The sequence below is a fragment of the Aeoliella fuhlenseeensis genome (genome assembly GCF_052161615.1).
Lineage (GTDB): Bacteria > Planctomycetota > Planctomycetia > Pirellulales > Lacipirellulaceae > Aeoliella.
In genome coordinates this window covers 2,342,259-2,367,613 of the sequence record NZ_CP197417.1, presented here as the reverse complement: position 1 = coordinate 2,367,613, position 25,355 = coordinate 2,342,259, and the positions used below count along the sequence as shown (strand labels likewise).

Below are 25,355 nucleotides of genomic sequence, written 5' to 3'. Positions count from 1 at the left end.
TGCTACGATATGTGTTGTAGTTACTCGCATCGGAGGGCAGACGGATGCAAAATGTATTGCGCATATGTGTGGTGGACGATGATCAGCCAGTGCGTGACTCGCTGTTTCATCTCCTGACGAACGAAGGGTACTTCGTCGAAGCGTACGACAACGCGGAAGAGTTGCTTCATGACTACAAGCCAGGCATTTTCGCCTGTTTTGTGCTCGATGTGCAGCTCCCTGGGATGGATGGACTCGGGCTCTGGCAGGCGCTTCGCGACGCAGGCGACGAAGCGCCGTGCATACTCATGTCGGGACATGGCAGTATCTCCACGGCAGTGGCGCCCCTCCAAAGAGGGGCCATCGACTTCTTAGAGAAGCCCTTCCAAGTCGAGCAGCTACTAAAGGCCGTTCAGGTAGCGTGCCGGGAGTCGCAGAACATCCAGGAACTGGATGAACTTACCTCCAATGTCTCCGACCGAATTCGTTCGCTCACGCAGCGCGAACTTCAAGTGATGGAGATGGTCGTTGATGGCGCGCTCACCAAGCAGATTGCCAAGCGACTGAACATTAGCGAGAAGACGGTTGAGGTTCATCGCAGCCGTGTGACTCGTAAGCTGCAAGTCGAGTCGGTAGCACAACTGGTTCGCGTCATCACCAGCTACGCACTGATTCACACGCCGGGAATGCGGCGCCGACAAGACTCAGCGGGCATCTGCCGCCTAAGGCACTACTTACATCTTGGCAGTCGCAAAGAGCCCCAAGGCCTCTTTGGCCTTCAACCCTAGACTGGCAAAGCGTGAGACGGGGCGAGACTCACCCTTGGCCGAGGACATGCTCTCAGCCAATCGCAGCAGCGCTTGCGAAGTTTTCGACTTCGGGAACTCCAGAACAAGTGGATTCCCAAGGTTGATTGAGCATACAAGCGACTCCAGGTCGTTGGGTACGCCTTGAACGTCCACCACCTGGAGCACACGGCCGACGTCCGCTGGCGACAACGCCCCGGCTTGGCCGAGTCCAATCGCGGCCACGTGGAGTTGCTCGCGTCGCACGCCTTGCCGCAGCAATTGGTCGACCAGTTGCTTCGTACGGTGAAGGGACACAACGTCCAGGTGCATGACAATCAGGGCCTGCTCGCAGCACCCTGAGGCCAGTACTGGTAGCGCGTGGCGGATGCTTTCGACGCTCAACAAGACCTGCGAGTGCGAGTGCCTAACCAGGTCAACAACTCTCGCCACCGCCGTGGCATGTAGCACCCCTTCTTCGACGGGTGTAATCGGGCCCGCGAGTACCCGGACCCCGGACTCGTGAATCGCAAGCGCCTGCTCGACCACAATTTGATCGAGCGAATGCTCCTGCGTTATCAAGTCGATGATCGAGTGCCGCGGCGTCAGCTTGAACAGCATGGCCATGTCGCCACCGCTCAGGTGCAGGTCGACCAGGGCGCAAGGCGGCGAGGTTTTGGCGAGGGCTGCCGCTAGGTTGGCGGCTACCCAGGCCGAGTCTCTCGGTGACGAAGTGGGCAGCACGAGCGTCGATTGCCCCTTTGACGCCCGTGCTTGCCCGTCGGCCCGTGTCCGAAGGATCAAATGCCCCAGTTCCTTCGGCAGGCCCTCGTCGTCCATCAAAAAATCAGTTGCCCCTGCACGGATCGTGCTGAGGATTGTCTGATTGTCCGTTGTCTTTGCAACGACCACTACGGTGGCGTCACGGCCCACCGTCGCCCGTACTTGCCGAAGGCATTCCAGCCGTGGCGCGTCGATTTGCGACAGACCAAAAAGCAACATCCCACCAGCAGCGAGCAACATCTGCGGCTCAATGGTATTGAGCGCGGCTTCCGAAACGTCGAGCCGTGTTTCGCTCGTCGGCAACTGCCCCAAGACTTGGCGCAGCCTCGTGGCGAGTTCTGGACTGTCAGTAATGATTTTGGCTTTCATCGGCGAGCGACTTCTAGCGCTGCGATCCGCCACAACGGTGGTGGTCTATCAAGTTCCGTGGCAATCCAATAGGGATGACTTGTTGAATTCGCTGCTCCCGTGAGCGGAGTCGATCCCCTACCAGATGGTCAACTCTACTTTGCGGTCGACTGCACAACCGCAAAGCAAGTTAAGGAAATCCCTACAACTAGAGCCGATACCGCGAGAGGGCAGGGGGGTGCTGTTGATTAGAAGCCGAGCTGGATTTGCCCGCGGAACAGCACGCCATCGTCGCCCGCGTAAATATCGGCGAGCGTGCTCTCGGCGGCACTGTGCTTAATCCGCGAGACATCAAACGTAAGCTTGTTGACGATGTCGGTTTCGCATCCGAGATAGTAGTTCAGCCCGCAAGCGTACTCGAAACTATTGCCGTACATGCCCGATACTTGGGACATGCGGCAATTGATGTCGAACTTCTGAGGCACAATGAACTTACCCGCTTCGGCCCGGAATCCGTAGGTGTAGAGATCGTTCATTGGTAGCGGGCCCGTAGCGGTGAGGTCGAAGATCGACCGCATGAAGTACTCGCTGCTGAAGCTCCACCCACGGTATTTCGCCGCGAAATCGAGCGACGAGACGATTATCCGGTCACTCAAAAGTGTCACGCCCGGTGCCAAAGCACCGGTCTCGTTGATTAGCGTACCATCGCTCAGACGGACAAAGTTGTTATCGCCGAGCACGAACGTCACGCCGGCGTCGCTGCGATCGTCGGACTTGTCGTACGCAAAGCTGCCACCAAATCGCACGACGGGCGTATCGTGATTCTGGAAGTCCGTTTCGCCGAAGCCGAACTCACCGAGCGGGTCGCAGAAGATCGTGCCGGCCACGGCGAGATTGTCGTCGAGGTCTGCCGACTCGCGGGTCGAGCTTCGCAGACCATTGGTCAGCGAGGTCTCGTAGTGCCATCCATCGACGCCGAGCAACTCGAAGTCGCCCAGAAACCAAATACCGTCGCTGAAACCAACGCGGAAGAATTCGGTGGCGAGCGAACGATCGGCGAGACGCAAATGCCGCGAAGAGAGCAACCACTCGCGCGACGAAGCCGTCTTCCATCGCCCCACGCGGACGTTGAAGGCCGGATCAAATTCGTAGTTGAAGTAGAAGATCAGCCCGTCGGTGAGCGACCCGCCATCCCCGTCGGCGTCGAGCACCACCATGTACGTCAAGTCGGGGTCAATCGCGGTGCCGCTAAAGTTCAACCGGGCCCGCTCCAAATCGAACTGATTGCGATTGCGAATAGGGCGCGTGATTCCCGCGCTATCGGTCCATGTTTCTTCGTCGCGCGTAAAGCCAATGTATCGAAGTTGAATCCGGCCTCCGACGTACAGCGAATACGGGCGTTCTTCGAGATCGGTCGAGCGAATGAAGATGCCGCGGTCGAACTCGGCACCCACTTCGTAGCCCGGCGTCCACTCCTGCGTTTGGGCCGGGAGAATCCAGTTCAGCGGTCGCACGGCTTGGTCGTTGACCGGTTCGTTGCCTGGGAGAATCTCAGAGACACGAAGCTCCTCTTCGTCGTAAGATTCCACGGCGAGGGACGAGAGCTCGCCAAATCCCCCACCGCGTTGGCCCCACTCCGTCTCTTCAAATGGCCCCTGACTGTGCGCAATTCCGGTAAGCCAGCCGCTCGTCGCGAGCGTCAGCGCGTAAAGGCACATTTTGAAGGGGTGCGAATTCACGACGTCCGTGTCGTTTTAAGCCATAGCCAACTCGCGGCAGGTCCCTCGCCGCGCACTCCTATCTTATCGACAACGAACCAGCGGATTTGCCCGCAGACTCCCCGGTGCCCGCAAAGTTTCCCTCGTCGACCGAGTTGCAGCACCCCACGGCACTAGCGGGGTTTTGTATAATCTCGGACACAGCGGTCCGGTATTAAGATGACATGCGACGGTCCAAGAGACCCGAACCTCACAAAAAACAGGAACATTCCCATGACTTTTGTTCGTACCGCACTTGCCAGTTGTGTGCTTGCCTGCCTTTCTACGTCTGCCACAGCTGAGAACTGGGGACATTGGCGCGGCGAACACGGTAACGGAGTCGCTAGCACTGCAAAGCCACCCACCGAGTGGTCGGACACCAAGAACGTGAAATGGAAGGTCGCCATTCCGGGCCGCGGATCCAGTTCGCCCGTGGTGTGGGGCGACCGGGTGTTTGTCACCTCCAGCGTTCCCAAACAAGGTGGTTCGCCAACGAGTCGGCAGCAATACGACTTCGTAGTCTACGCCCTCGATCGGGCGACAGGCGACATTCTCTGGCAGAAGACCGCCGCCACCGCGACACCGCCGGAAGGGACGCACGAAACCAACAGCTTCGCATCGGCTTCACCGACCACCGACGGCGAGCATGTGATTGCCCACTTCGGTTCGCAGGGCATCCATTGCTTTACGATGGATGGCCAGCCAGTGTGGAATCGCGACCTGGGCGACATGCAGACGCGGAATGAGTTCGGCGAGGGTAGCTCGCCCACGATCGCGGGAGACAAGGTCGTCGTGCCATGGGATCACGAAGGTCCCTCGAAACTATTTGCACTCAATAAGAACACCGGCGATATCGTTTGGGAAGTCGAGCGGGACGAACCCACCAACTGGTCGACCCCGCTCATCGTCGCCCATGACGGGCAGCAGCAAATCATCATGAACGGCCAGAACTACGCCCGGGCTTGCGATCTCAGCACGGGCAAAGAACTGTGGCGGTGCGGTGGCCAAACCGAGCGGCCGGTCGCCTCCGCTGTGGTGCAGGACGACGTGGTGTTCATCACCAGCGGGCACCGCGGATCGTTCCTCGGCGCGTTTCGTCTAGGAGGCGAAGGGGACATCGAAGGAACCTCCAACGTCCTATGGACCTACGACCGCGACACGCCCGATATCGCCTCGCCGCTGCTCTCGGAGGACCGACTCTATTTCTTCAAAGCGAAGACGGGCATCTTGACGTGCCTCGACTCGAAGACGGGTAAACCTCACTACGCCGGCAAACGCACGGGGCTGCGAACTACCTACGCCTCGCCTATAGCTGCGGGTGGTTACCTCTACGCAAGCGATCGCGATGGGACGACGGTAGTGCTACGCGACTCGGAGACTTTCGAACCCGTCGCCGAGAACCGTATTGGCGAAGTGATCGACGCCACCCCCGCACCAGTTGACAATCAACTCTTCTTGCGCGGCGAAGAGCATTTGTATTGCATCGAAGAATAAAACCACGCAGTACTCGATACTATTGCGGCAGCACCGGCGGCGGCGGCAACTGCGGAATCACGTCGGCAGCGCGAAGCGTACTCGCGTAGTGGCGTAGCAACCCATACGTCGATTGAAACGCGGGCATCGAATTAAGCGCCTGATAGCGCGGATCGGTGGCCACCATATCGAAACGAGCCAGGCTCTGATCAATTGCCTCAAGCGGAGGGTGCCCTCCCGGTGTAAAGACCTCGGCCGGTAGTGCCAAGAAACTAGTCCAGGCCGGATCTAAACGCTCGAACAATTCCGGAGATGTTTTGCTAAGCTGATCGCGTAGTACGTCCGATTCCTGAGCCGAGTATTGCTGCGCCAGGAGCGGCGTACCGGCGGGGACGGCGGGCTGGGCTGCGAGGGGCTGCGTGGCCGGCGGAATGGTGGCGGGGTCCACCGGAACGCCGGTCGGCGGACTTAACGACGCCACTAGTTGCACCAATTGGATCGCCATCGGCGGCACTACCGCGGGCTGACCGGGAGCGGGGCTGCGATAGTACGATGCGTTCGCCATTTGGTCGACTTCGATCATCGAACCATCGAGCGACGCACCGAGAAACAGTCCACGGCTTCGCGCGTAAGAGAGAATCTCCGACTGCATTTGAATGTCCGTCGCCGCCGAAGCCTGGCGACCCACGGGTCCTGCGGCCGCCGAGGCGTCGACGCCAAGTGTGAACCGGCGTGTGAGAATGCCATCAATACTCCGGCGAGTCCGAAAGACGAGCACCACGTCCGTCGACTGCACACCGGCTTGCCAACCCACGCTGCCACCTGTCAACGTGATAAAAAGCGGCGCATGCCAGCCGCGATTTTCGTCGCGTACTAGGATCACGCCACGACCAAATCGCGCGCCAAGAATAAATCCCCCTTTGACCACGTTCGGAATAATCGCCACGCCTTCGGCACCCGCGAGCAAGTTCGCTGGAATCGATTGCGCGGGAATCGCCATGACCTCGTTGAGCGTTTGAATCGAAGCGCTCACGATTTGATCTTCGCGCGAAACGACTTGCACTTGGGCAACCGACTCGGGTGTGCTCGTCACCAAGACGCAGGCGGCTCCTAGAAATAGAGACGCATAATGAACGTAAATGCTAGCAGGTCGTATCATGATGTTGGACGTTCCGTGTCGAGAGAGGGGAGCACCGCAGCCCAAGTTATGGTTCACCCCGCCACCGGGCGTCAATATCGAACCTTCCGGTCACTCAGCCTTTGCAGCTGGAAATTGCTGAGAGGAGCGCTTTCCCCCTAGGACACCGCCGAATCTTGCGAACAATTTGGCCCTAACAGAGTCACTTAGCCGATGGCATAATAGAGCCTTGCAGATCGGCAGGGCGGGCCGGGCAGTTTGTGTACTTCGAAGTCGACGACTATGGGACCTTTGCTTGGATTGTGGCGCGACACCTGGTGGGTGTGGATCGTGTTTCTAGTGATCATCGTGGGCCTTGCCTGGTTGGTCACGGTCTACTACCTCGTGTTCCTACCGGTGCTGCCGGGCGTTTTCATCTACTTCGCCTACAACCGCTACGATGCGGCCGGCAATGCGAAACCGGACGTGGATCGCTAATCGCTGGACGGGAAATCAATTCTCGAGCGAATCCAGCTGGATGTTCCCAGAGAACACCTCGGCTCCTTCGGCCTGTTGTCACGCACGTCGAACTCCACCTCGTTCCAGATCGGCACTTCCCAGCAGCGCGAGCGGATCAAGCAGTTGAAGCGGACCTCGCACGCCCCGCGTGTGACGAGTTCGCCACCGGGATTGTAGTCCACCCCAGCCCATCACATCCCGTGATCGCTCGCAGACACGCCGAACTAACGATGAAACCGCCTAAACTACTCCGATTCCTCGCGGCGGACATTGAAGCTCATGAAGTGCAAGCCCGTGTCGGTATCGATCAGGTAGCCACCCGTCGGCACCAAGTAGCGCTGCATTACGTCAAACGGTGGAAGCTCGTTCCGCTCCAGGACGTCGAGAAATCCCGCCGCGGCCCCCGAGTTTTCGCCGAGGGCTGCCAGACCATCGCGAGCCGTGTCCGACTGCGACACTTCGTACCAGTGCTTGATCGATTCGGCCGCGTTCTCGTAGTAGAACATCGCGAGTTCCTGCCCCCGAGTGAGGCGATCAACTCGGCTCTGGATTACCTTGAACTCCACGGAATCCGCCAGCCGCGGGCGAGAATCTTGATGGGCCTCGATCATCGCCGTAAACATCGACTGCGAGCTGCAGAGGATTAGCGTGTCGTCGACGATCGCGAAGCAGGGAGTAAACATCCGTTCTTCCTCAGGACGATCACGCGCAAAGGACGGCGTTTGGAGGTAGTAGGACACGCCACCCAGTTCGCGCAGCTCCATACTGTCCGGATACTTTTCAGCAATTTTGTCGAGCGCCTTCGCGGCCAGAGTCGGCTCCACCAACGTCACGCACAATGCACGTTGCTCGCCCCGCGGTTGGGCTGGCTCGTCGTAGCTGGTGACCAGTGTGGCGCGGCCGGCGAGGTTGTTGATCACCACCTCTTTAAAGTCGATACCGAGGTTGTCAGAAATGTTGCTCTCGATCGACTCTTCAAACGCCCCTTCGTAGCGGAACTGATCGACCAGCTGCACCAACCGCTCGTACACGCCCGGCGCGTCCATATAGGTGGTTGAATAGCCGTAGACGTTGGCGGGGACGTAGCTCGGCGGGGTGACATCGCCCGATTTGAACCGCAGCAGGGTCAGCACGCCCGATCGTGGGTGCCCTAGCAGCAGATGAAGGTGGGACACCATGTCCCACTTCTCGGTGGCGAACGTCATTGTGCCACCGGCTGCAAGTATTCCATCGAGACCTAACGCCGGGAATGTTGCAAAGGCGATCGTGGCCCCCGCGTTGCCACGGAACGCTCGTTTCGCCAGGGCGATCGGATCGATGTAGAACACAATCTGTGGTGGCTCTTCGAGCTGGGTGCTGCACTCACGCAGAATGGTCTGGAAGTTCTTGTTATCCGCAAGGGGTTGCTCGCCGCGAAGCGGCGCGCCCGCGTCGGCGGCTTCGACCTGATCTTCGTCCTCGACGGCGGCTTCGATGATTGGTGTGCGACCCGCCCAGCGGTCTAGTACGTGGCGAAGTAGCGCTTCGTCGTTGCTGCCAACGATGCAAGCTGCCTTCACGAGGTAACCAAACGACGAGCTACGATCGTCACCCTGACGTACAACGGTCAGCGTGTCGCCGTTGACGTCGATCTCTTCGACCACCATGCCTTCGGCCTCCCAGCGCTCGTCGAGGCGCTCGAGGAAGAAATCGAGATCGTCCTGCTCGCCATCAAAGTCGGCGAGCAACAGCACTCCCATCTCGGCCTCACCCCGGTCGATCACGCCAAACGCGACCTCACCCTTGGGGATCCGCGATAGATCCTCCCAGCTGATATTCGCGTCCTCAGGGGCGTTTTCGTCGAACTGCTGCCCGGCGAGGGCCAAGGTGTCCTCGACGAAGGGCGAAACGTCAGGGTCCTGAAGCATCGACCCAAAACCGGTCTGTCGGAACCGCTCGTGCAGCTCCCGGCCATGAGCAACGCGGACAAACATCAGCGTTTCGTGCGGGAATAACCGCATTGCCGAAGGGCGAGGCTCTTCCTGCCCGCTAGCAAGGAGGGCGGGCAGTAGAGTTGCGGTAATAAGGAGAACCGGCACAGTTTGGCGGAGTTTCATACTTCAGGCATTCCTGGCGATCGACAAGGTTGCGGCAACAATTGGTCGGGGAGCCGATGGATACGTTATACTGCATCCGCAACGGCCCTGCTGGGGATACCCCCGTCGGCAGCCCGCAGTTTCCGCGAACTTGGGAGTTTTTCGGCCATGAACCTCCAATCTTGGACAACCGCCGCATTTGCCCTGCTAACCCTGCTCGCCCTGCAGCAGCACGCTTCGGCCCAAGGCATGGGCGGGGGTGGCCAGTCTCCGACCGGCTCGAACCTCACTAGCGGCCTCGGTTTTGGCAACGCCGCCTTCTCCAATGGTGGAATGGGTGGCATGGGCGGCGGTGGCATGGGTGGGGCAGGGGGTGGCATGGGCGCCGGCGGAATGGGCGGCATGGGCGGCGGCCAGGGCCTGGGAGGCCAAGGGGGCGGCATGGGAGCCACAGGCTTTGGTACCGGCGGTCAGCAGCAGGGGGCCTTCATCGGCCGCGATAGCTCTGAAGTCACGGCCATGTTCGAAGCAATGGGCCGCCAAGGCCAGCAAGCCAATAACCGCTCGCAGCGCGGCAATCAGAATAGCAATCGCGGGCGCGACGCCAACGAGGGTGCTGATAGTATTCAGCAGCAGGTCCGCGTGAAACTTCGCATCGGCTTCGAAGTTCCCGATGCCGCCACGAGCCCCATGGCGACGGCGCTCACGCAGCGTCTAGCAAAAGTGCTCGAAGAGCGAGCCATTTCCGACTTCGACTTCACCGTTAACAGCGGCAATGTCATTGTCACAGGAGTGGCGAAGGACGACTTCGAGCAGATGCTCGTCTCGCAACTACTTTCTCAGCAGCCAGGCGTGCTGACGGTTACGAACCAAATGACCGTGGCTGAAGCGATTGCCGTACCGACTCCCCAGGAGTGAGCATCTTCACCGAGGTGCCCATCGGTGTTGGCTGGAAGGCGGCTGGTTCGCCTGGAGCCTGCTCGCCGCCGGTGATTAAGGCCGATCCCATTACCGGCGCTGAGGATTGAGAAGCCGCGGAAGGAATTCGATTCTCGGTCATCATCCCCGGTGGCACGATCGCCGCGCTGGCCGGCACCGTCGTTGCCGGCTTGTTCATCGCTGGCACCGTCACCGGTGCGCTTGGGATAGTTGCGGGCAGAGTTCTGGTGTGAACCTTCCCGGGCTGCTGTGGCTTGGTCCCCGTGCCAATCGACGACGGAGCCGCGTACCTGCCGGGTAGAGCGATGGTAGTGGCCGTTACGCCCAGCTTGTTCGCTGGCTCGGCGAGGGGCTGCTCGAAGTTTGCGATTGTGGCTTGGCTCGCTTCCGGTGTGGAGTTGAACGAAGTCCGCTGGATGGGCGATTCCTTTGGCTCCTTCGCCAACATCGTTTCTTGCCGAACCGCCCCCGTTAGACGCTGACGCGCTTGTTCGCTCACGATGAGCCCGCCCCCCTGGATGGGCTCGAAGCGAGCGATCAAGCTGATATCCGACTGTGGTCCACCTGCGGCATCCCACGGCAGCCACACACTATACGACACACCGATTTCCGATGCCTCCTCGTCCTTGCTCTCGTGCTTGGCAAGCTGCTGCGGCGGAAATACGTAGCGTTTTGTCGGGCAATTGTCGGTCTGTTCGCGACCATCTTCGGCAAACGCGTACACCACCAACTGGCCGGCCACACGAATCGGTTTGTCGGATTTGCGATTGTAGAAGAACAGGCGTCCGCCGAATCCACGCGTGCCTTGCCCGTCTTTATGAAGCACCGCTTCGGTCCAGGTCGAGACCACGCGATCGGGAACGTCGATCTCGACTTCCTCCTCGTTCCACGACTTCATCGGATTCGCCGCGGCCATCTTCTTGCCCATCGACTGACATCCCGACACGAGCGTCAGCAGTCCGCAGGCACCCAGGGCGAGCAACGTGAAATAGTGGAAGCGAGTATTCATGGCATCGACAAGGCACGAGTTACGAAACGTAGAAGCGATCAATTGGCCAGACTTCTTCGAGCTATTTGGTTGGCGGTATCACTTGGACGCCATTCTCGGTGTAGCTCGCGGGCGTCGGCTCCTGATAGGTTTGCCAAGTCGGGTCGGTCGACGATTGCGACTCGGGCAGGATCACTTGAATCCGCTGTGGTGGCGGTACGCTGCCTGGAGGCATGATCGGACCTTCCATCACCGGTTCCGCCATCGTCGGAGTCGGTTCGAGTTGAATCTCCATCTCCTGTTCAGTCGGCACGTGCGTGGGATACAGGCTCTCGGCCTCCGCACCACTCCAATCATCGCACCGGCTCTTTAGCCCGCTCGGTCCGTGCATCCGAATCACGTCGCACAGCACCCAACTCATACGGGCCGATTCCACCTGCTTGATCATCTCGGCGTCGAGTTCGCTACGAATGACGCGTGGTGTGAGGATGATCAAGAGCTCGGTGCGTTCTTCGCTCACCCCGTCGTAGCGGAACAGGTCGCCAATCAACGGGATCTGCGAGAGAATCGGGACGCTACGATGGACGTCGAACGTACGCTTCGTGAGCAAACCACTCAGCACGATCGTCTGGCCCGAAGCCGCGGCAACCGTCGAGTACGCCGTGATCTGGTCGATACGCGGTGCCCGCACCACGCTGCCGTCCACACCGGTGAAGATGGGAATACCTTCGGCTTCGGAACCGACCTGCGACTTCTCGGCCTGAATTTCCATGACCACCATGCCATCGGGGCTCACGCGAGGGCGAACCTGCAGGATAATACCGACCGGTTCGTACACCACGGTGTTCTGCTGACCGAAGGTCGTGATGCTGGTGCCCTGCACCCGCGGCACTCGCTGGCCAACCTGGATAATCGCCTGCTGGTTGTCGAGTGCCGTGATCTGCGGACGGCTAAGAACTTCGAGGCGGCGGCTTTCCTGCAGAGCTCGCAGCAGCGTGCTAACGCTGTTACTGCTCGCCGAGAACACGAAACCACCGAAGCCCAGGTCTGGATTCACACGGTTCAGGGCAAAGTTCGACAAGCCCTGGGCAGCGACGTTGCCCGCATTCGCCAGCGCGTTGGTGCTACCGTTATTGCCAAGCGGCTGATTGTTGAAGTTAAAACCAGGGGCGAGCGACGAGTTGATCACCGTCTGCTGCTCCGTAGTCACCGTCGCACCACCCGCGGTTTGCGACGTGGTCGTGGTGTTAATGGTTTGGAAGTCGTCGATCGCCGAGCGGTCGAACAGCAGCGAGTCCTGCAAGCCGAGCTCGACGCCGAATTCGTCGGTATCGTTGAGTCGCACTTCGGCGATCAGCACTTGGATCATCACCATTGCGGGGCGTTCGTCGAGCTCATCCACCAGGGCGGCGATCTCTTCGAAGTACCTCGGCGTGGCACTGACGATCAGGCTATTACTCACTAGTTCTGGAACGATCACCACTTCGCGTTCGATTTGCTCGAACGGGCTAATGGCCAGTTCCGCGGCGGCTTCCGCCTCGCGTTCGGTCCGCAGCCACTCGTTCAGAGCGAGTGCCACGTCTTCGGCGGGCGAGTTCTTCAAGCGATAGACTTCGGTGCGACGCTGACGAGTGTCGCTGGCGTCGAGCTGCAGCAAGATGGCGTAAACCACTGCTAGGTCAGCACGGCTACCCGCTGCAATGATGCTGTTGGTACGCTGGTCGACCGAGAACTGCAAACGAACCAGCGAGTTTTCGCCCGCTGCCAGGGCCGCGTTGTTGCCATCTTCGGTGGTGCCAAACAGGCCATTGAGCATCTCAACCAGGCTCACGGCGTCGCCATTGACGATCGTGAATACTTTGATCTCGGCTTCGGCGTTAGGCACACCATCCAGTTGTTCAATGAGCGCCTCGATCAGCTCCATGCTTTCGCTCGGAGCGGTGATTACCAGCGTGTTGGCCTGGGCGTCGGCCGCAATGCGAATGTTCGCCAGCACGCCCGACTCCAGCTGACGTTGGTTCTCGGGATCGATGGTTACGAATCGCAGTGCCGACACGCGTGCAGAGACAGCGGTGCCACCTTCTTGAGCTGCTCCTTCTTCGCGAGCCAGCACCGCCGTGCGGAGCACTTCGGCGAGTTCGGTCGCCAGGGCATTCTTGAGTGGGAAAATGCGAACTTCGTCGACTGCTGTCCCGCGAGCGACGTCCACCTTGCGGATCAACGCGGCGATCTCGGCCATGTCACGTGGTCCGGCGTTGACGAAGATCGAGTTCGTCCGAAAATCGGCCACCACCATTGCCTTGGGTTGCAAAGCAGCTGGTGTGCCGTCGTCGTCATCCTCTTCTTCAAGATACGCGTCAATCAATTGCTTAACGTCGCCTGCAATGGCGTGCTGTAAGGGGAACACTTCGAATCGCGTAGTCGGCTCCACCGGCACGTCGATTCGTTTAATCAGATCGACCGCCGTGGTCACGTTTTCGGGACGACCCACCAGCAGTAGCGAGTTGGGCTTGCCGAGCGGCGTGATGCTCAAGGAACCACTACGTGGGCCGAGCACCTGCGAGTACACACGCTCCAGCAGACGAGCCATCGCCACGCTTTCGACGTTCTGTAGCGGATAGACTTCGATCGAAGGGACCGTCTCGGCGCTCACCTGCTCGATGCGGTTGATGATTCCCATCACTCGCTCGACATCGCGTTTGTTACCGCGAATCAAAATGATGTCGAGGCCTTCGACGAACTGCACCTGCACGGGACCAAGCAGTGCCCCCTCGGCGTCGTCGAGCCCCGCTTCGGCAGGATCGCCGGTAAACGGGACGGCCGCCACTGCTTGATCGTCTTCGGATGCAGCATCCTGGCCACCCTGCGGCGCGAAGCCGGGTTGGGGCAGAGTGCCTGGCTGCACAGCGCCCCCGTCTTGAGGCACCGCGCCCTCTTGAGCTTGGAACAACATGCTCGCCATCTGAGCGCGAGCGCGCGGCGTGACCATCGTCCCGCCCGAACGTTGACGAATCACATCGAGCGCTTGCCGCACGGGGGCAGCCGAGCCGGGCTTGGTGGCCACAAGCTGAGTCACGCCGCCCGCCGCAACCGGCGAGTCCATGGCTTGGAGCACGCTTGTCCACGCGCGAACTTGGTTGGCGTCGCCCGAGATCAGCACGTCGCCCGTCGTGCGATTGGCTTCCACTACCACGCCCGCGCCAGGCACCATCTCGGCACGGAACGCAACACGCTGCCCATCCGCACTCGCGGTGGCGGGCAGTTGGCGCGACAGCAGTTGTTCGAGGCGGCGATGGAGTTGATCGCCATTCAGTGTATTCAATTGAAGCCGCGTCGGGCCGATACCAGCGGTTGTTGTCGGTGCGGGAAGCACGCGCAAATTGTCCGTCGCGTTCATCGTCGGTTGCGGCTGCGGCGCGCTCGCGGTGCCAGCAAGCTGCGATACCACGAACTGGTGCAGGCTTTCCGGCCCCATCACCAGGAGTTGGCCGCTGCGATCGTCGAATCCAATCCGCGATCCGGCAGGTACCTGAAATTGTTGAGCCCAAGCCGCCGCCGTGGCACGCTTCTCCGCAGCCACGGGATACGCTCGCAGGTAGGCGTCGCCGCCCGCCACAGGAGCCGCCGCGGGTTGGTCGATGCGCGCAATGGCGTCCTTGATCGTCGCGAGTTGAGTCGCAGTGCCTTGCACCAGCAGCCGCTTCGCTTCGCGGTCGGCAAACACCACGCTACCAGGATTGTTGGCAACGATGCGTCGCGCTTCGGCAGCCGCCGTTTCCAGGTCGACGTGCTGCACGGCGAATGCCTGTTGCTCGACCGCCGGCTGCTGAGCCTGCGCGCAGTTCGCCAGCAGGGCGCTCGCAACGAGTACTACTAGCGCCGGCCACCACGAGGTGGGAACTTGCTTCATGCGGTAGTTGGGGGCTTCCATATGCCGCTTCGCTCGCTTCATGAGACAATCTATTTGCGTTCTACGTGCGCTGTGGGGTTCAACCCTTGGGGGCGCACGTAGCGCCTACGATCTTTCCGGATCGTTACTACCGGAATAATCGGTAAGGTTTACCAAGTCTCGCCAGCTTTTTTGTCGCTGCCGGGAGGTAAAAGAAGCCTTAATTGGCCGAAATAGAGATGGCACTGCTAGCTAAGGCAGCGACTACAGGTTGAGCCAACAGCGCAAAGCGGGCCGCTAGCTGCCGGTGGGAGTCGCGGTGGCGGGCGCAGCGGTAAGCAGGCGGCCGTCGGTAAGCGTGTCGCCAACGCGGATGGCCATGACGCCGGCTTCGGTTTCGACGACCAGCTCCTTTTCGAGCACGTCAACCACGGTCCCCTCGAACAGACCGACCTTCACGGGATCGCCCTTCCGCAGATAGAGTCGCTCGCCAAGCGTCTGCACGGTTACCCACGCTTGATAGTCGTCGCCAATGCTGACAACGCCGGTTAGCTTGGCGTGCTCGGCGTGATTGAACTCGGGGCGAGGCGCTGGCTTAGGTCGCTCCTCGCGAACCACCACCGGCCGTGGTTCCGGCTTGGGTACTGGTTTCTTATAGGCGACAAAGGGGTCGCGCTTGACGATCCGCTCCACGTACTCCTCTGCCGAGGCCAGTGCCAGGCGATCGGACTTGCCCTCGTACACTCCCGTCTCGCGCTTGGTGCCATTCACGGACAGAGCTTCTACGGAGATGGTGACACGAAGGTCGCTAGAATCCTCCATCGGCACCAGGCGCAGTGTGGTGATTTTGTGCAACTGACCACTGCGATAAAAAGCGTCCAGGAAACGAACCACCGACTCTAGCTTGCCGGCGGCGGTCACTTCGTAGCTCAATGAATTGAACGCGTCGTTCCGCTGGCCCGAACGCCTCGGGCTAACATCGTCGATCGTTAGTTTCGCCTCCTGCAGCTTCTCAATCAGCCACGCGCGGTACTGCGACTGAGCGACGGCTAGGTTGCCCGGAAGCGACTGCTCGCGCCAATTGCGGAGCTTGTTGATCGCCACGCGAGCCTGCTGGCGTTCGAGGAAGGCATCCTGTGCCGCGGTCTCCGCCGACGTTTGCCGGTTGAGGGCCATCGTCTTCCACGAGGAGTACTTCTGCCACCCCCAGTTGCCGAACCACAGGGCGACGATCGCTCCGACGATGATTACCAGCTTCTTTTCGCGATCGTTCATCGTCGGTCCTCCTCAACGCGGGTCACGACAATGTCGTCTTGGAATTTCCAAACGTAGGGCGATGACTCGGTATCGGTGACCAGCGACTTGGGATTCACTTGCCGGCGATCGTCACGAAGTTGATTCTCGATGGCTTCAAGCACCGCGTCGTCGCGAACCGCACCAGCTAGCTCCAGCGAGCCACCTTCGCCCTGACGCCCGGCCGCTTGTTTCGCGGTGATCGACCGCAGGATGACATCGCGATCGACATCGAACTTCTCGTGATTGTCCAGTGGCTCGGGCCGGAGCGTTACGGCGACGCGATCGATTTCGTCGAGCCAGTTGACGTCAGTGGCCAGCCATTTCTCGATTTCGGCCGACTGCTTCTGTTCGGGCTCGAGCTTCTTGAGGTCCGCGAGCGTCTTATTGCGTTCGTCATTCGCTGTGGTGATTGCAGTCTCGATGCCATTCACCGTGCTGTAGATGAACCATCCGCCGCCGAGCAGCACCATCGCGGCCAGCGAGCCCGCTAGGGCGTAGGTGCGAATGGGGGCTTTTTTCTCCGGTGGCCGACGGGGCGCGAGGAAATCAAGGGGCACGTCTCGCGACGCGATCGAATGACCACATCCCAACATCCCCGAATACGCCGACGCATCGGCGGGCCAGCTCACGTCACCGGCGACGGTTCGCAAATCAACCGTATCGATGCGACGCGAAAGGGCTCGTGCGGTACGCTCGGCAACGCCAACGTCATCGTCGCTGCCGACGATCCAGACGCGCGAGTCTATCGTGTTGGCGTTCAGTTCGCTCGTCACCGCGGCGATCGTGCGGCGGATCTCGCGCGTGGCCGCCGTGGCGCGGCTTTCGACATCCCCATCCGCAGGGACCGGGATCGTACGAATCACGGCGGGCTTGCCGTCGCGGATGCCAACGAGTTCAAGCTCGCCCCCGCGTAGCGCCGCGATCAGGTGAACTCCGCTCACCAGTTCGGGCTTCGCACGCGTGGCCACCTCTGCCACTCCGCAACCACGCATCACGACATGTTGCAGCGTTAGATGCAGCTTCGTGCAGACATCGCGAGCCATCGCCAGCATCTTTTCAGTCACCCGCGCAGCCAGCACGGTGGCCGATTGATCTTCGATCGCGGGCATCGGCAAATAGTCGATCACGGCCGAGTCGTCCACCGTGGGAAACTCGGTGCTCGCACGCAGGCGGACCACATCGGGCATCTCTTCCGCGGGAACCGGCGGGACACGCAGCAGTCGGCTTTGAACATCCCGACCACCCAGCACCACGGCGACCTTCGCCTTACCCGCTTGCATGCCAGCCACCAGCGGCTTTAGCGCGCTGGCAATGTTCGCCGCGGTCGGGTCGCCATTTAGCTCCGCGGAAGCCGCCTCGCGAACACGCATCGATCCGCCGGATTCGCTCCCGAAGAGCGCGCGGACCTGTCGGTCGTCCCAGTCGAGTAGTAAGAGGTCAGCCATGAAGTTGCGCTATCTTGAGGGTCGGTGGAGCTATGTGAGTAGGTGAGTAGGTGAGTAGGTGAGTAGGTGAGTAGGTCGCTTGCATTACCGACTCACTTACTAGCGCACTCACCGTCTACCATTCTATTCAGCGGGGTGGGGGCGTGCGAACTGTTCACTCCGAAACGCCCAATTGTTCGGCGGTAAAGCCCGATCCGAGGGGGGTTAGGTCGCGAACCGAACTGATGGTCGGCAGTTGGCCCGTGTTGTCGACGATCACTTCCAGACGGGTAAACGGCCCCTCGGCCTCGTAGTAGCCAACGACCTGTGCCCGGTAGATGTCGCCCCCACCCGAAATCAGCGGCATCAATTGCTTCATCTGGTCGATCGTCACCACGCCGGTGGTCAGCAGCCAGGTCTCGTACTTCATGTCGGGCTGGTCGAGCGCTGGCTCGAACGAGCGATTCGCCAGGATGTACTCGACCGTCTGCGGCGGGAACGCCGTCGGCATCGCCATGCTCAGGCCGTCGAGGATCACCCGTGGGGCTTGGTTAATGTTGATTCGACCGGGGATGACGTCTTGCCCGCCGGCGGTGAGGTTCTCCATCATGATGGGAAGGTAAGCCTGCATGGAGCCCGGATCGTCGGCAAAGGCGATATCAACAATTGTTCGCCCTGTCTGGCCACTCTCGACCACGCGGGTCTGCACGCCGATCACGTCGAGGATCGAGTTGATTGGCACCGACCCGCCCTGCTCGTAGTCGAGTTCGAGCGAGGCCGCGTCTTTGCGCTCTTCGGCGGCGCCGCCGGCGCCCTCTTCGTCATCGCCTCCGCCACCCCCTCCGCCGCCACGTCCACCTCCGCCACCCGATTCCGCTTCAGGATCGGCACCTCCAGCGGTCGTCTCGCCAGTCTCTTCGTCGTAGGCACCACCTTGGCGATACGCGATGATGAAGCTGGCCATGTTCTCGTCGAGCACGGTCTTGAGTTGCGTGTGCAGGGCCTCGAGGTCGTCGCCGTTGATGTCGATCTTGGGAGTGCCATCGGCGCGAATGTTCTTCTCGCCACTTCGCAGCGTCAAGTAGGCCGCCCAACCTCGGTTCATACTGCCGGTCGAGTTGTCGACGTTCTCAATGGCGTACATCTGCTGCTCGGCGGCGTCGAGCTGAAAGTTTTGATTTCGATCAAACCCGTATAGCAACTCGGGGGTCACGTCGCGGATCAACAGCAATTGATCGATGCTCTCCAGCGGGCCGTTCTGCGGTTCGTAGGGCGGGTTGAGGCCGGTGTAGTAATCGCGTTCGCAGCCGAACTCGCGGGGCTCGTCGTCTTCGTCGATCCAGTCGAGGATGGCGTCGGCGATCGACTCGGTCATCCCGGGCAGTGACATCAGCAGCGTCCGTCCCAGCTTCGCCTCGGGGTTGCGTGCGTCGGCCACGAGTACCGTGTTCAGATTCAACCGAGCCGACTCGTCCTCAATGCCCATGCGATAGCCGGCGAACTCGCCATAGCTGTCGACCACCGGCGATACCACCGCGTAACGAAAACGCAGTCCGGGTTGCAGAGGGACTTCGCCGTTGATGTCGGTCAGTACCGCCTGCATCGCCGTGGGGTTATTGGTCAGGCCCCCTTGATTGATGACCGTCGCCTCGTCGAGCGTCATCAAGTAACGCACGTATTCGATGCCCGACTCGGCCGCGAGGTTGGTCTGCAGTTGCCGCTCGCCGACGTCGGCCGCTTTGTATTCGGAGAACGACCAGTCGTAGAACGCCACGGAGATGAGCGTCAGCATGACGACGACGACCAGGACCAGCAGCAAGATACTGCCCGCGCGCTGATTACCACGTGCGAAGTTCATTGCGATCCTCCGCTGGTGGATCCGCCAGAAGTCGCCGATGTGGCCCCCGAACCAGTAGTCGAACCCGCGCCTGCGCCGGCACCAGCGATGCTGTTGCTCAGGAAGTTCCACGTGGCGGGGAGAGCGATCGTAATGACGTAGGGGGGAGTCTCCTCGGTCGACTCGCTGCCATCGATGTTGCTGGTGAATGTCTCGACAAACCATATCCGCAGCTCAATCGCTTGGGGCAACTGGCCCTGCATAGCGTACGTGTCCCACGTTTCGAGGAGCGTGGTGCCATCGAAATAGCGGAACTCCATCCGCGAAACTTCCGGCGCGATGAGCTTGGGGTTGCCGGCCACGGTGGCGCCGCTTCCCATCTGATTGGCCCAGTTCAGGATGTCGCGATTGACTTCTTGCCGCACGAGCCCGTTGCCCATTCCGCCGGAGGTGTTTGGACCAGCAAGGCCAAGCGTTGCGGTGCCTTGGCCGAGCGCGTACCGCACGGTGGTGATGCCCGAGACGGCCGTCGGCGCAACGACCGCTCCGGTGGCGTCGATCTCGAAGCTGGGCCGCTCGCGAAGCACGTCGATCTGCAGTTCTTGTAAGTTGCCGTAGAGACCGAGCGGCTGCCGCAGCGGCGGCTCCTGCTGCGTGCTCTCCATCTCCGAAGCGGCTGAGCCACCGGCTCCGCCTCCTCCGCCCGAGCCGCCGCCGCCGGATCCACCGCCACCTCCGGAACCACCTCCGCCAGCAGCGTCCCCGCCACCGCCAGCCCCCAAGCTATCGAGCGAGTCGACGTTGAAGTCGGCCATCGCCTCGGCGAGTTGCATGGCGGTCGAAGTGTCTTGCGGGTTGTAAATGATGCCGCGATGAACGTCGTTGCGGATCAGGGACACCACCCCCTCGACCAGCCGCGCTTGTTCGACACGCTGCCGGCTCACTGTCGCCCGCGACATGCCGAGCGACATGGCCGATGCGAGTAGCGAAAGCAACACCACCGACAAACCGAGCGCCAGGATCAGCTCGATCAGCGAGAAGGCAAGTCGGCGGGTGGGGAACGGGCGACGCACGGGATTACTGGGAACTACTGGAGGAGGATGAAGTGGAGGACGCCGCCGCTGCGGCATCGCTTGCTGCTGCGGCTGCATTGGCGGCTTCGGCCGCCGCGGCTTCTGCGAATTCGGGATTCTGGTACCAGCGGACGAGCTCGCACGCGGGCCGTTCGCCAGGCTCAAGCGTCGTGCCGACAAGCACGCGCACCTGCAACAGTTCCTGCACGGTGGTGGGTTCGACAATGATTTGCACCATCCAGTCACCCAGCGCCTCGGAACTCGACATTTGCATGGGGCCGGCGTTGGTGATCTCGAGGGCTCCGCACTTGAGTTGGTCGAGCACCGACTGGGCGACAATACGCGATTCAAGGCTGTCGGCCGCCGAGGCAGCGTTGTTAAACGACCGGCTCACGACTTCTCCGATCCAAGCCATCGAAACGCCCAGGATCGCAATGGCGAGGATCACTTCGAGCAGCGTGAACGCTCGCTGCGAACTTGTAGATGAGCACGTTCTTCCGACGACGCGTAGGTCGTCGGCTATTTTGGTTTGTAGAAAGGACTTTTTCATCATCGCAGGTCCCTCGCCGAGGGGACATCGTTCACGTCGGCCGTGCAGGTCATGCCGCGGAGCGAGACTTGCACTTGCTTGCCCGAGTCCTCTTCGAGTATTACGACCGCGTCGTAGGAGGTCCCATCGGCGTTGAACACCACCGGTGGCGACCACTGGCCGTCGTCGATGTGCGGCATGGCGGTCGCCCCCATCACGTCAACGTGCGACGCCGCTTCGAGCGACCGGAACAGAATTCCCTCGGGTAGCTCGCCCGTCGCTCCGGCCGGCGAGGCACCTTCTTGCGGTGCCAGCATGTCGCCGACCGACGACAGACGGTAGTCGCGGCCACCGATCACGCAGCTAAACGCCATCCGCTGGCCGCCCGATACCGCCTGCAATCGGGCATCTGACCACGAGGTGCGAACCTGGTCGACTCCCTTGCGGAGCTTCGATCGCAGGATCGAACCCTCTAGCGAGAGCACCGTGAAGCCCGTGATGACCACCAGCAGCGCAAGCACCAACAGCAGCTCGATGAGCGTGAAGGCGGTTCGGCGTTGGTGGGCGGGTTGCAGCATAACTTCTATACACAGGCTAAGCCGCGAGGGGTCGCTCGCGGCTTAGCCAAATAGCTCACTAACTTGGCGGGGACGTTACTTTTCCCAATTGCCGATGTCGTCGTCGCTGCCATCCTGGCCGTCCGGTCCCACGGACCAGATGTCGATGCTGTTGGGATTGTTCTTGCCCGGCGAAGCCAAGCGATACTCGTTGCCCCAGGGATCCTTGGGAACGCTCGTGTCGTCGATGTACGGGCCGGCCCAGTCCTTCTCGTCCATGCCCGAAGGAGCCTTGATCAGGTCTTCGAACGAGGCGGGGTACTGCTTGGTGTTGGCTTGGTACAGCAGGGCCGTCTTCTTAAACGACTCGACTTGGCTCTTAGCGGCCTGCGAGAAGGCCTTTTCCTGCGTACCGCCGAAAATCGAGACGGCCATCGAGCCTAGCACCACCAAGATGGCGAGCACGAGCAGCAGTTCGATGAGCGTAAAACCACGGCGGCGATCCTGCCGGCGAATGCGGGGGGACAACATGATGATCTCTCCTGTATCAATCGTTAAAGGCACGCTACTCGAAGCGAGTAGGGAACGGGGTTCGCAAAAGTTCTCTATAAGATATTCGTGTGAGCCGGGCCGTCCTCGGCCCCGGACCATCGTCATTCTAGCAAATGTGATTCTATCCATTTCTGCTAAGGCTTGCGTCTGGAACGGCTCACACACACTTCGTCATTCGTCATTCGGGCTTCGACATGGGCACTACACGGTGGTTCCCATCTTGAGCACCGGCAGCAGCAGGGCCATGACCACGATCAGGACCACGATGGCCAGGATCACCAGCAGCAGGGGCTCCAGCAGGCGAACCGTCAGGTCGAGCTTCCGCCAAGTCGCCCGCTCCAGCGAATCCGCTATCTGAGTTAACACCGATTCGAGACTATTGGACTGTTCGGCGACCGCAATCATTTCTACGACGTTCTTCGGAAAGTGCCCACTCTTGCCCAGTGGCTCCGCGAGACTCTGGCCCGAACTGATGTTTTCCGAAGCGTTTTGTACGGCTGCCATCAACACTTTATTGCCCGTAGACTCAGCCGAAATGTCGAGCGAACGGACGATCGGCACGCCACCATGCAGTAGCGTCCCCAGCACTCGGCAGAAACGAGCCACCGCTAGGCTGAGGTAAATGTCGCCCGCCATCGGCACCTTGATGCGAAATTGATCGAGCTGCCACCGACCGCGTTCGGTCTTCAGGTGCCGATTCAAGAGAAACCCAGCACCGATCATGCCGGCGAGCAGGAACAGGCCGTACTGCTGCAGGAACGTGCTGAACGTCAGCAGCGCGGTGGTGACGCCTGGCAGTTGGCCCTGCCGTTCGAGGTTGGCAAACAACGTCTTAAAGTTCGGCACGATGAACACCAGCAGGCCGGTAACGATGCTCACACCGATCACCGACAACAGCACCGGATAGGCAAGGGCACCCATCACCCGGCTTTTCAGCTCACCTTGTTGCTCGGCAAACGCGGCGACACGTTCTAGAGCATCCTCCAGGAAGCCACCCTCGCCACCCGCGCGGACGATGCTCACCGACAGCTCGTCAAACGCTTTGGGATTGTGTGCCATCGCGTCGGCGAGCGTGGTACCATCTTCCACGCGACCGCGAACGTCATTCAGCACCGCCTTAAGCTTGGGATGCGAAGTCTGCTCGCTGATCACTTGCAGCGATCGCAACAAGGGCACGCCGCTGCGAAGCAGGGCCGCGAGCTGAGCGTACACCGGCACGACAATCCGCACCGGCACCTTGATCGCCTCGCCACTGGCAGCCGCCGCCATGGCCTTCTTGTCCGCCGACACCTTCACCGGAAACAAGTCCCGCCCCGCAAGCTGCGACAGCGCATCGCGCTCGCTATTGGCCACCAACGTGCCTTCGACACGTTGTCCAGTCATGTTGCGAGCGATGTAAGCGAAGTCGGGCATGGAGGAAGGAGTGAGTAGGTGAGTAGGTGAGTAGGTGAGTAGGTGAGTAGGTGAGTAGGTGAGGCGGAATGATCAACAGGCAAACCCGTTGGTCATTGGTCATTGCACATTGGTCATTCTAAAACGAGTCTCCCTTCGTCACCCGCGCGACTTCGTCGACCGTCGTCACACCCTTCAGGGCCTTTTTCCACGCGTCTTGCCGAAGTGTTTGCATTCCGTCTTTCAGCGCGGCTTGGCGGATTTCCCAGCTACTCGCGCGGTCGTGGGCCAGTTGTCGTACCGAGTCGGTGGTGGGGCAAAGCTCGTAAATACCTTGGCGACCGGCGTACCCAATGTCGCGACAGCGCTTGCAGCCGCGCGGCGTGTAGAGCTTGCCACCCGCCTCTTCAAAGTCGTCCCAAGGAAAGTCCTTGGGCATGTCTTCGCGCTTCGGCTCGTACGCTTGTTTGCACTCCTGACACAACCGTCGCACGAGCCGCTGGGCCATCACTGCTTCGATGGTACTGGCGACCAAGAACGGCTCGATGCCCATATCCACAAGTCGCGTGTAAGCGCTCGGGGCGTCGTTGGTGTGAAGCGTGCTGAACACCAAGTGACCGGTGAGGGCGGCCTGGATGGCATTCTCGGCCGTCTCGTGATCGCGGATTTCGCCCACCAGCACCACGTCGGGGTCGTGCCGCAAGATCGAGCGGAGCGAAGCTGCGAAAGTCAGGCCGATCTTTGGATGGACCTGAATCTGGTTGATGCCTTCGAGCTGGTATTCCACCGGGTCTTCGGTGGTGATGATCTTCGTGTCTTCGCTTTTAATCTCGATCAGCGAACTGTAGAGCGTGGTCGTCTTACCCGAACCTGTCGGACCCGTGACCAACACGATGCCGTGCGGCATGCGAATGTACTGCCCGAAGTCCTTGTAGAGCCCCTCGTCCATGCCGAGTTTTAGCAGCGAGAACTCCAGCGAGCCCTTGTCCAAAAGACGCATGACGATGCTCTCGCCATGAATCATGGGGATCACGCTCACACGGACATCCACGTCGCGGCCTTGCACGCGGATCTTGATGCGGCCGTCCTGGGGCAAGCGTTTTTCCGCTATGTTTAGCCGCGCCATGATCTTCAGACGGCTGACGATCGCGGCTTGGAAGTGATTGATTTCCGGCGGCATCGGCTGGGCGTGCAGGATGCCGTCGATGCGGTACCGAATCTTAATGCCCGAGCCCTGGGCTTCGATGTGAACGTCGCTCGCCCGCGTCTCGACGGCTTCGAGCAGAATCTCGTTCACCAGCCGGATAACGGACGCCTCTTGCGCCTCGGCCGCCAGTTCGGCGTCGTCGGCGTTGATCTCGTCGAGCAGTTGGATCTCGTCCTGCCGCGCGGCGAGCAGCCCTTCGACCGTTTCGCTACCGACGCCCAGGTGGTTCTTGATGCGGTCGGCAATCTGCCGCCGTTCGGCTAGCACCGGCTCGATGTGCTTGCCCGTGTAGTTGGCGAGCTCGTCGAGGCCGTACAGGTCGAACGGATTATTCGTCGCGACGACGATTGAACCATTCTCGCGTCGCACCGGGAAAAGGTCATAGCGATGAATGAGTCGCTGAGGCATTTCGCTCAGCAAGCTGAGGTCGCACTCGCAATGCTCGAGGTCGATCACGTCGACGCCGATCTCTTCGCCGAGCGCCGCCAGCACGTCCTCCTCGCGACACCAGCCGCGATCGACGGCCGCCATCTCCAAACGCTGCGGCCCGCCATTGGCCGCTTCGTTGAGCTGCGTCACCTGTTCGGCGGTTAGCAAACCGCGCTCGACAAGAACTGCGCCTATTTCCACTTGGTCGCGCCTGAAAGTTTAGAAGGAGGGAGTTGCGAAGCCACGAGACTGGCTTCGGGAGGGGGCAGCATTTTAAGGTCTCGCGCTGTCCCTAGGTATTTAGACCCCGGAGACGCGCGATAAGTTTCAAATTTTCTCTATTATGTTCAACCTTGCCCCTCACCACAAACCTTTGTGGTGAGGGAACTTAGGTTGAGTTGCAAAGT

The 25,355-nt window shown here is 60.6% G+C and carries 19 protein-coding genes; 4 read left to right on the top strand and 15 right to left on the bottom strand.

Features of this window, described 5'->3' with window-relative positions; all coding sequences use genetic code 11:
- Positions 1-44: 44 nt before the first annotated feature.
- On the top strand, positions 45-767 hold the full coding sequence (locus tag SH292x_RS09160; protein ID WP_442485299.1) for a response regulator transcription factor: 723 nt from the start codon (positions 45-47) through the stop codon (positions 765-767).
- Here SH292x_RS09160 and SH292x_RS09155 read toward each other — a convergent pair.
- On the bottom strand, positions 714-1,916 hold the full coding sequence (locus tag SH292x_RS09155; protein ID WP_442485298.1) for an AAA family ATPase: 1,203 nt from the start codon (positions 1,914-1,916) through the stop codon (positions 714-716). The two genes, SH292x_RS09160 and SH292x_RS09155, sit on opposite strands and share 54 nt — an antisense overlap.
- 227 nt (positions 1,917-2,143) lie before the next feature.
- Positions 2,144-3,613: a porin gene (locus SH292x_RS09150; protein WP_442485297.1), complete on the bottom strand. Its 1,470-nt coding sequence runs from the start codon at positions 3,611-3,613 to the stop codon at positions 2,144-2,146.
- A gap of 273 nt (positions 3,614-3,886) precedes the next feature.
- Between SH292x_RS09150 and SH292x_RS09145 the strand changes: the two genes are divergently transcribed.
- Positions 3,887-5,146, top strand: a complete 1,260-nt coding sequence (locus tag SH292x_RS09145) for a PQQ-binding-like beta-propeller repeat protein (RefSeq protein WP_442485296.1) — start codon at positions 3,887-3,889, stop codon at positions 5,144-5,146.
- 19 nt (positions 5,147-5,165) lie between these two features.
- On the opposite strand, the gene SH292x_RS09140 is transcribed toward SH292x_RS09145, so the two are convergent.
- Complete coding sequence (locus SH292x_RS09140; protein WP_442485295.1) at positions 5,166-6,284, bottom strand: lipid-binding SYLF domain-containing protein; 1,119 nt, start codon at positions 6,282-6,284, stop codon at positions 5,166-5,168.
- Positions 6,285-6,545: 261 nt separating this feature from the next.
- On the opposite strand from SH292x_RS09140, the gene SH292x_RS09135 reads away from it, so the two are divergent.
- The gene (locus tag SH292x_RS09135) at positions 6,546-6,740 is read left to right on the top strand and encodes a hypothetical protein (protein WP_442485294.1); all 195 of its coding nucleotides are present in this window, start codon (positions 6,546-6,548) and stop codon (positions 6,738-6,740) included.
- Between the two features lie 266 nt (positions 6,741-7,006).
- Here SH292x_RS09135 and SH292x_RS09130 read toward each other — a convergent pair whose 3' ends face one another.
- Positions 7,007-8,857: a hypothetical protein gene (locus SH292x_RS09130; protein ID WP_442485293.1), complete on the bottom strand. Its 1,851-nt coding sequence runs from the start codon at positions 8,855-8,857 to the stop codon at positions 7,007-7,009.
- Between the two features lie 147 nt (positions 8,858-9,004).
- Between SH292x_RS09130 and SH292x_RS09125 the strand changes: the two genes are divergently transcribed.
- Positions 9,005-9,754 carry a hypothetical protein gene (locus SH292x_RS09125; RefSeq protein ID WP_442485292.1) on the top strand — a complete coding sequence of 250 codons (750 nt, stop codon included), beginning with the start codon at positions 9,005-9,007 and terminating at the stop codon, positions 9,752-9,754.
- Here the strand turns inward: SH292x_RS09125 and SH292x_RS09120 are convergent.
- The 11 genes from SH292x_RS09120 to SH292x_RS09070 all read right to left on the bottom strand — a co-directional run bounded on the left by SH292x_RS09120 (position 9,699) and on the right by SH292x_RS09070 (position 25,116).
- A complete protein-coding gene (locus SH292x_RS09120; RefSeq protein ID WP_442485291.1) occupies positions 9,699-10,784 on the bottom strand; it encodes a hypothetical protein in 1,086 nt (361 codons plus the stop codon). The two genes, SH292x_RS09125 and SH292x_RS09120, sit on opposite strands and share 56 nt — an antisense overlap.
- A 61-nt stretch (positions 10,785-10,845) precedes the next feature.
- Positions 10,846-14,715: a secretin N-terminal domain-containing protein gene (locus SH292x_RS09115; protein ID WP_442485290.1), complete on the bottom strand. Its 3,870-nt coding sequence runs from the start codon at positions 14,713-14,715 to the stop codon at positions 10,846-10,848.
- A gap of 234 nt (positions 14,716-14,949) precedes the next feature.
- Entirely contained in the window at positions 14,950-15,927 is a 978-nt protein-coding gene (locus tag SH292x_RS09110; RefSeq protein WP_442485289.1) for a hypothetical protein, read from the bottom strand.
- Positions 15,924-17,393, bottom strand: coding sequence for a hypothetical protein (locus SH292x_RS09105; protein ID WP_442485288.1), 1,470 nt, complete (start codon positions 17,391-17,393; stop codon positions 15,924-15,926). The genes SH292x_RS09110 and SH292x_RS09105 overlap by 4 nt, the downstream gene beginning before the upstream one ends.
- Before the next feature lie 154 nt (positions 17,394-17,547).
- A complete protein-coding gene (locus tag SH292x_RS09100; protein WP_442485287.1) occupies positions 17,548-19,230 on the bottom strand; it encodes a general secretion pathway protein GspK in 1,683 nt (560 codons plus the stop codon).
- Entirely contained in the window at positions 19,227-20,282 is a 1,056-nt protein-coding gene (locus tag SH292x_RS09095) for a hypothetical protein (protein ID WP_442485286.1), read from the bottom strand. Before SH292x_RS09095 ends, SH292x_RS09100 begins: the two co-directional genes overlap by 4 nt.
- Before the next feature lie 4 nt (positions 20,283-20,286).
- On the bottom strand, positions 20,287-20,835 hold the full coding sequence (locus SH292x_RS09090) for a type II secretion system protein (protein ID WP_442485285.1): 549 nt from the start codon (positions 20,833-20,835) through the stop codon (positions 20,287-20,289).
- Positions 20,832-21,389, bottom strand: coding sequence for a prepilin-type N-terminal cleavage/methylation domain-containing protein (locus SH292x_RS09085; RefSeq protein ID WP_442485284.1), 558 nt, complete (start codon positions 21,387-21,389; stop codon positions 20,832-20,834). Before SH292x_RS09085 ends, SH292x_RS09090 begins: the two co-directional genes overlap by 4 nt.
- Positions 21,390-21,464: 75 nt before the next feature.
- Positions 21,465-21,899 (bottom strand): type II secretion system major pseudopilin GspG, encoded by a 435-nt coding sequence (gene gspG / locus SH292x_RS09080; protein WP_442485283.1) that lies wholly within the window; start codon positions 21,897-21,899, stop codon positions 21,465-21,467.
- 222 nt (positions 21,900-22,121) lie between these two features.
- Positions 22,122-23,333, bottom strand: a complete 1,212-nt coding sequence (locus SH292x_RS09075) for a type II secretion system F family protein (protein WP_442485282.1) — start codon at positions 23,331-23,333, stop codon at positions 22,122-22,124.
- Between the two features lie 118 nt (positions 23,334-23,451).
- Positions 23,452-25,116: a GspE/PulE family protein gene (locus SH292x_RS09070; RefSeq protein ID WP_442485281.1), complete on the bottom strand. Its 1,665-nt coding sequence runs from the start codon at positions 25,114-25,116 to the stop codon at positions 23,452-23,454.
- Positions 25,117-25,355: the final 239 nt, after the last annotated feature.

What these genes read in the sequence shown, in the direction of transcription:
- SH292x_RS09160 (WP_442485299.1), top strand. Translation starts at nt 45, where the DNA reads ATGCAAAATGTATTGCGCATATGTGTGGTGGACGATGATCAGCCAGTG.
- SH292x_RS09075 (WP_442485282.1), bottom strand. Translation starts at nt 23,333, where the DNA reads ATGCCCGACTTCGCTTACATCGCTCGCAACATGACTGGACAACGTGTC.
- SH292x_RS09085 (WP_442485284.1), bottom strand. Translation starts at nt 21,389, where the DNA reads ATGCTGCAACCCGCCCACCAACGCCGAACCGCCTTCACGCTCATCGAG.
- SH292x_RS09155 (WP_442485298.1), bottom strand. Translation starts at nt 1,916, where the DNA reads ATGAAAGCCAAAATCATTACTGACAGTCCAGAACTCGCCACGAGGCTG.
- SH292x_RS09105 (WP_442485288.1), bottom strand. Translation starts at nt 17,393, where the DNA reads ATGGCTGACCTCTTACTACTCGACTGGGACGACCGACAGGTCCGCGCG.
- SH292x_RS09090 (WP_442485285.1), bottom strand. Translation starts at nt 20,835, where the DNA reads ATGATGAAAAAGTCCTTTCTACAAACCAAAATAGCCGACGACCTACGC.
- SH292x_RS09125 (WP_442485292.1), top strand. Translation starts at nt 9,005, where the DNA reads ATGAACCTCCAATCTTGGACAACCGCCGCATTTGCCCTGCTAACCCTG.
- gspG (WP_442485283.1), bottom strand. Translation starts at nt 21,899, where the DNA reads ATGTTGTCCCCCCGCATTCGCCGGCAGGATCGCCGCCGTGGTTTTACG.
- SH292x_RS09135 (WP_442485294.1), top strand. Translation starts at nt 6,546, where the DNA reads ATGGGACCTTTGCTTGGATTGTGGCGCGACACCTGGTGGGTGTGGATC.
- SH292x_RS09145 (WP_442485296.1), top strand. Translation starts at nt 3,887, where the DNA reads ATGACTTTTGTTCGTACCGCACTTGCCAGTTGTGTGCTTGCCTGCCTT.
- SH292x_RS09120 (WP_442485291.1), bottom strand. Translation starts at nt 10,784, where the DNA reads ATGAATACTCGCTTCCACTATTTCACGTTGCTCGCCCTGGGTGCCTGC.
- SH292x_RS09115 (WP_442485290.1), bottom strand. Translation starts at nt 14,715, where the DNA reads ATGAAGCGAGCGAAGCGGCATATGGAAGCCCCCAACTACCGCATGAAG.
- SH292x_RS09130 (WP_442485293.1), bottom strand. Translation starts at nt 8,857, where the DNA reads ATGAAACTCCGCCAAACTGTGCCGGTTCTCCTTATTACCGCAACTCTA.
- SH292x_RS09140 (WP_442485295.1), bottom strand. Translation starts at nt 6,284, where the DNA reads ATGATACGACCTGCTAGCATTTACGTTCATTATGCGTCTCTATTTCTA.
- SH292x_RS09110 (WP_442485289.1), bottom strand. Translation starts at nt 15,927, where the DNA reads ATGAACGATCGCGAAAAGAAGCTGGTAATCATCGTCGGAGCGATCGTC.
- SH292x_RS09150 (WP_442485297.1), bottom strand. Translation starts at nt 3,613, where the DNA reads ATGTGCCTTTACGCGCTGACGCTCGCGACGAGCGGCTGGCTTACCGGA.
- SH292x_RS09100 (WP_442485287.1), bottom strand. Translation starts at nt 19,230, where the DNA reads ATGAACTTCGCACGTGGTAATCAGCGCGCGGGCAGTATCTTGCTGCTG.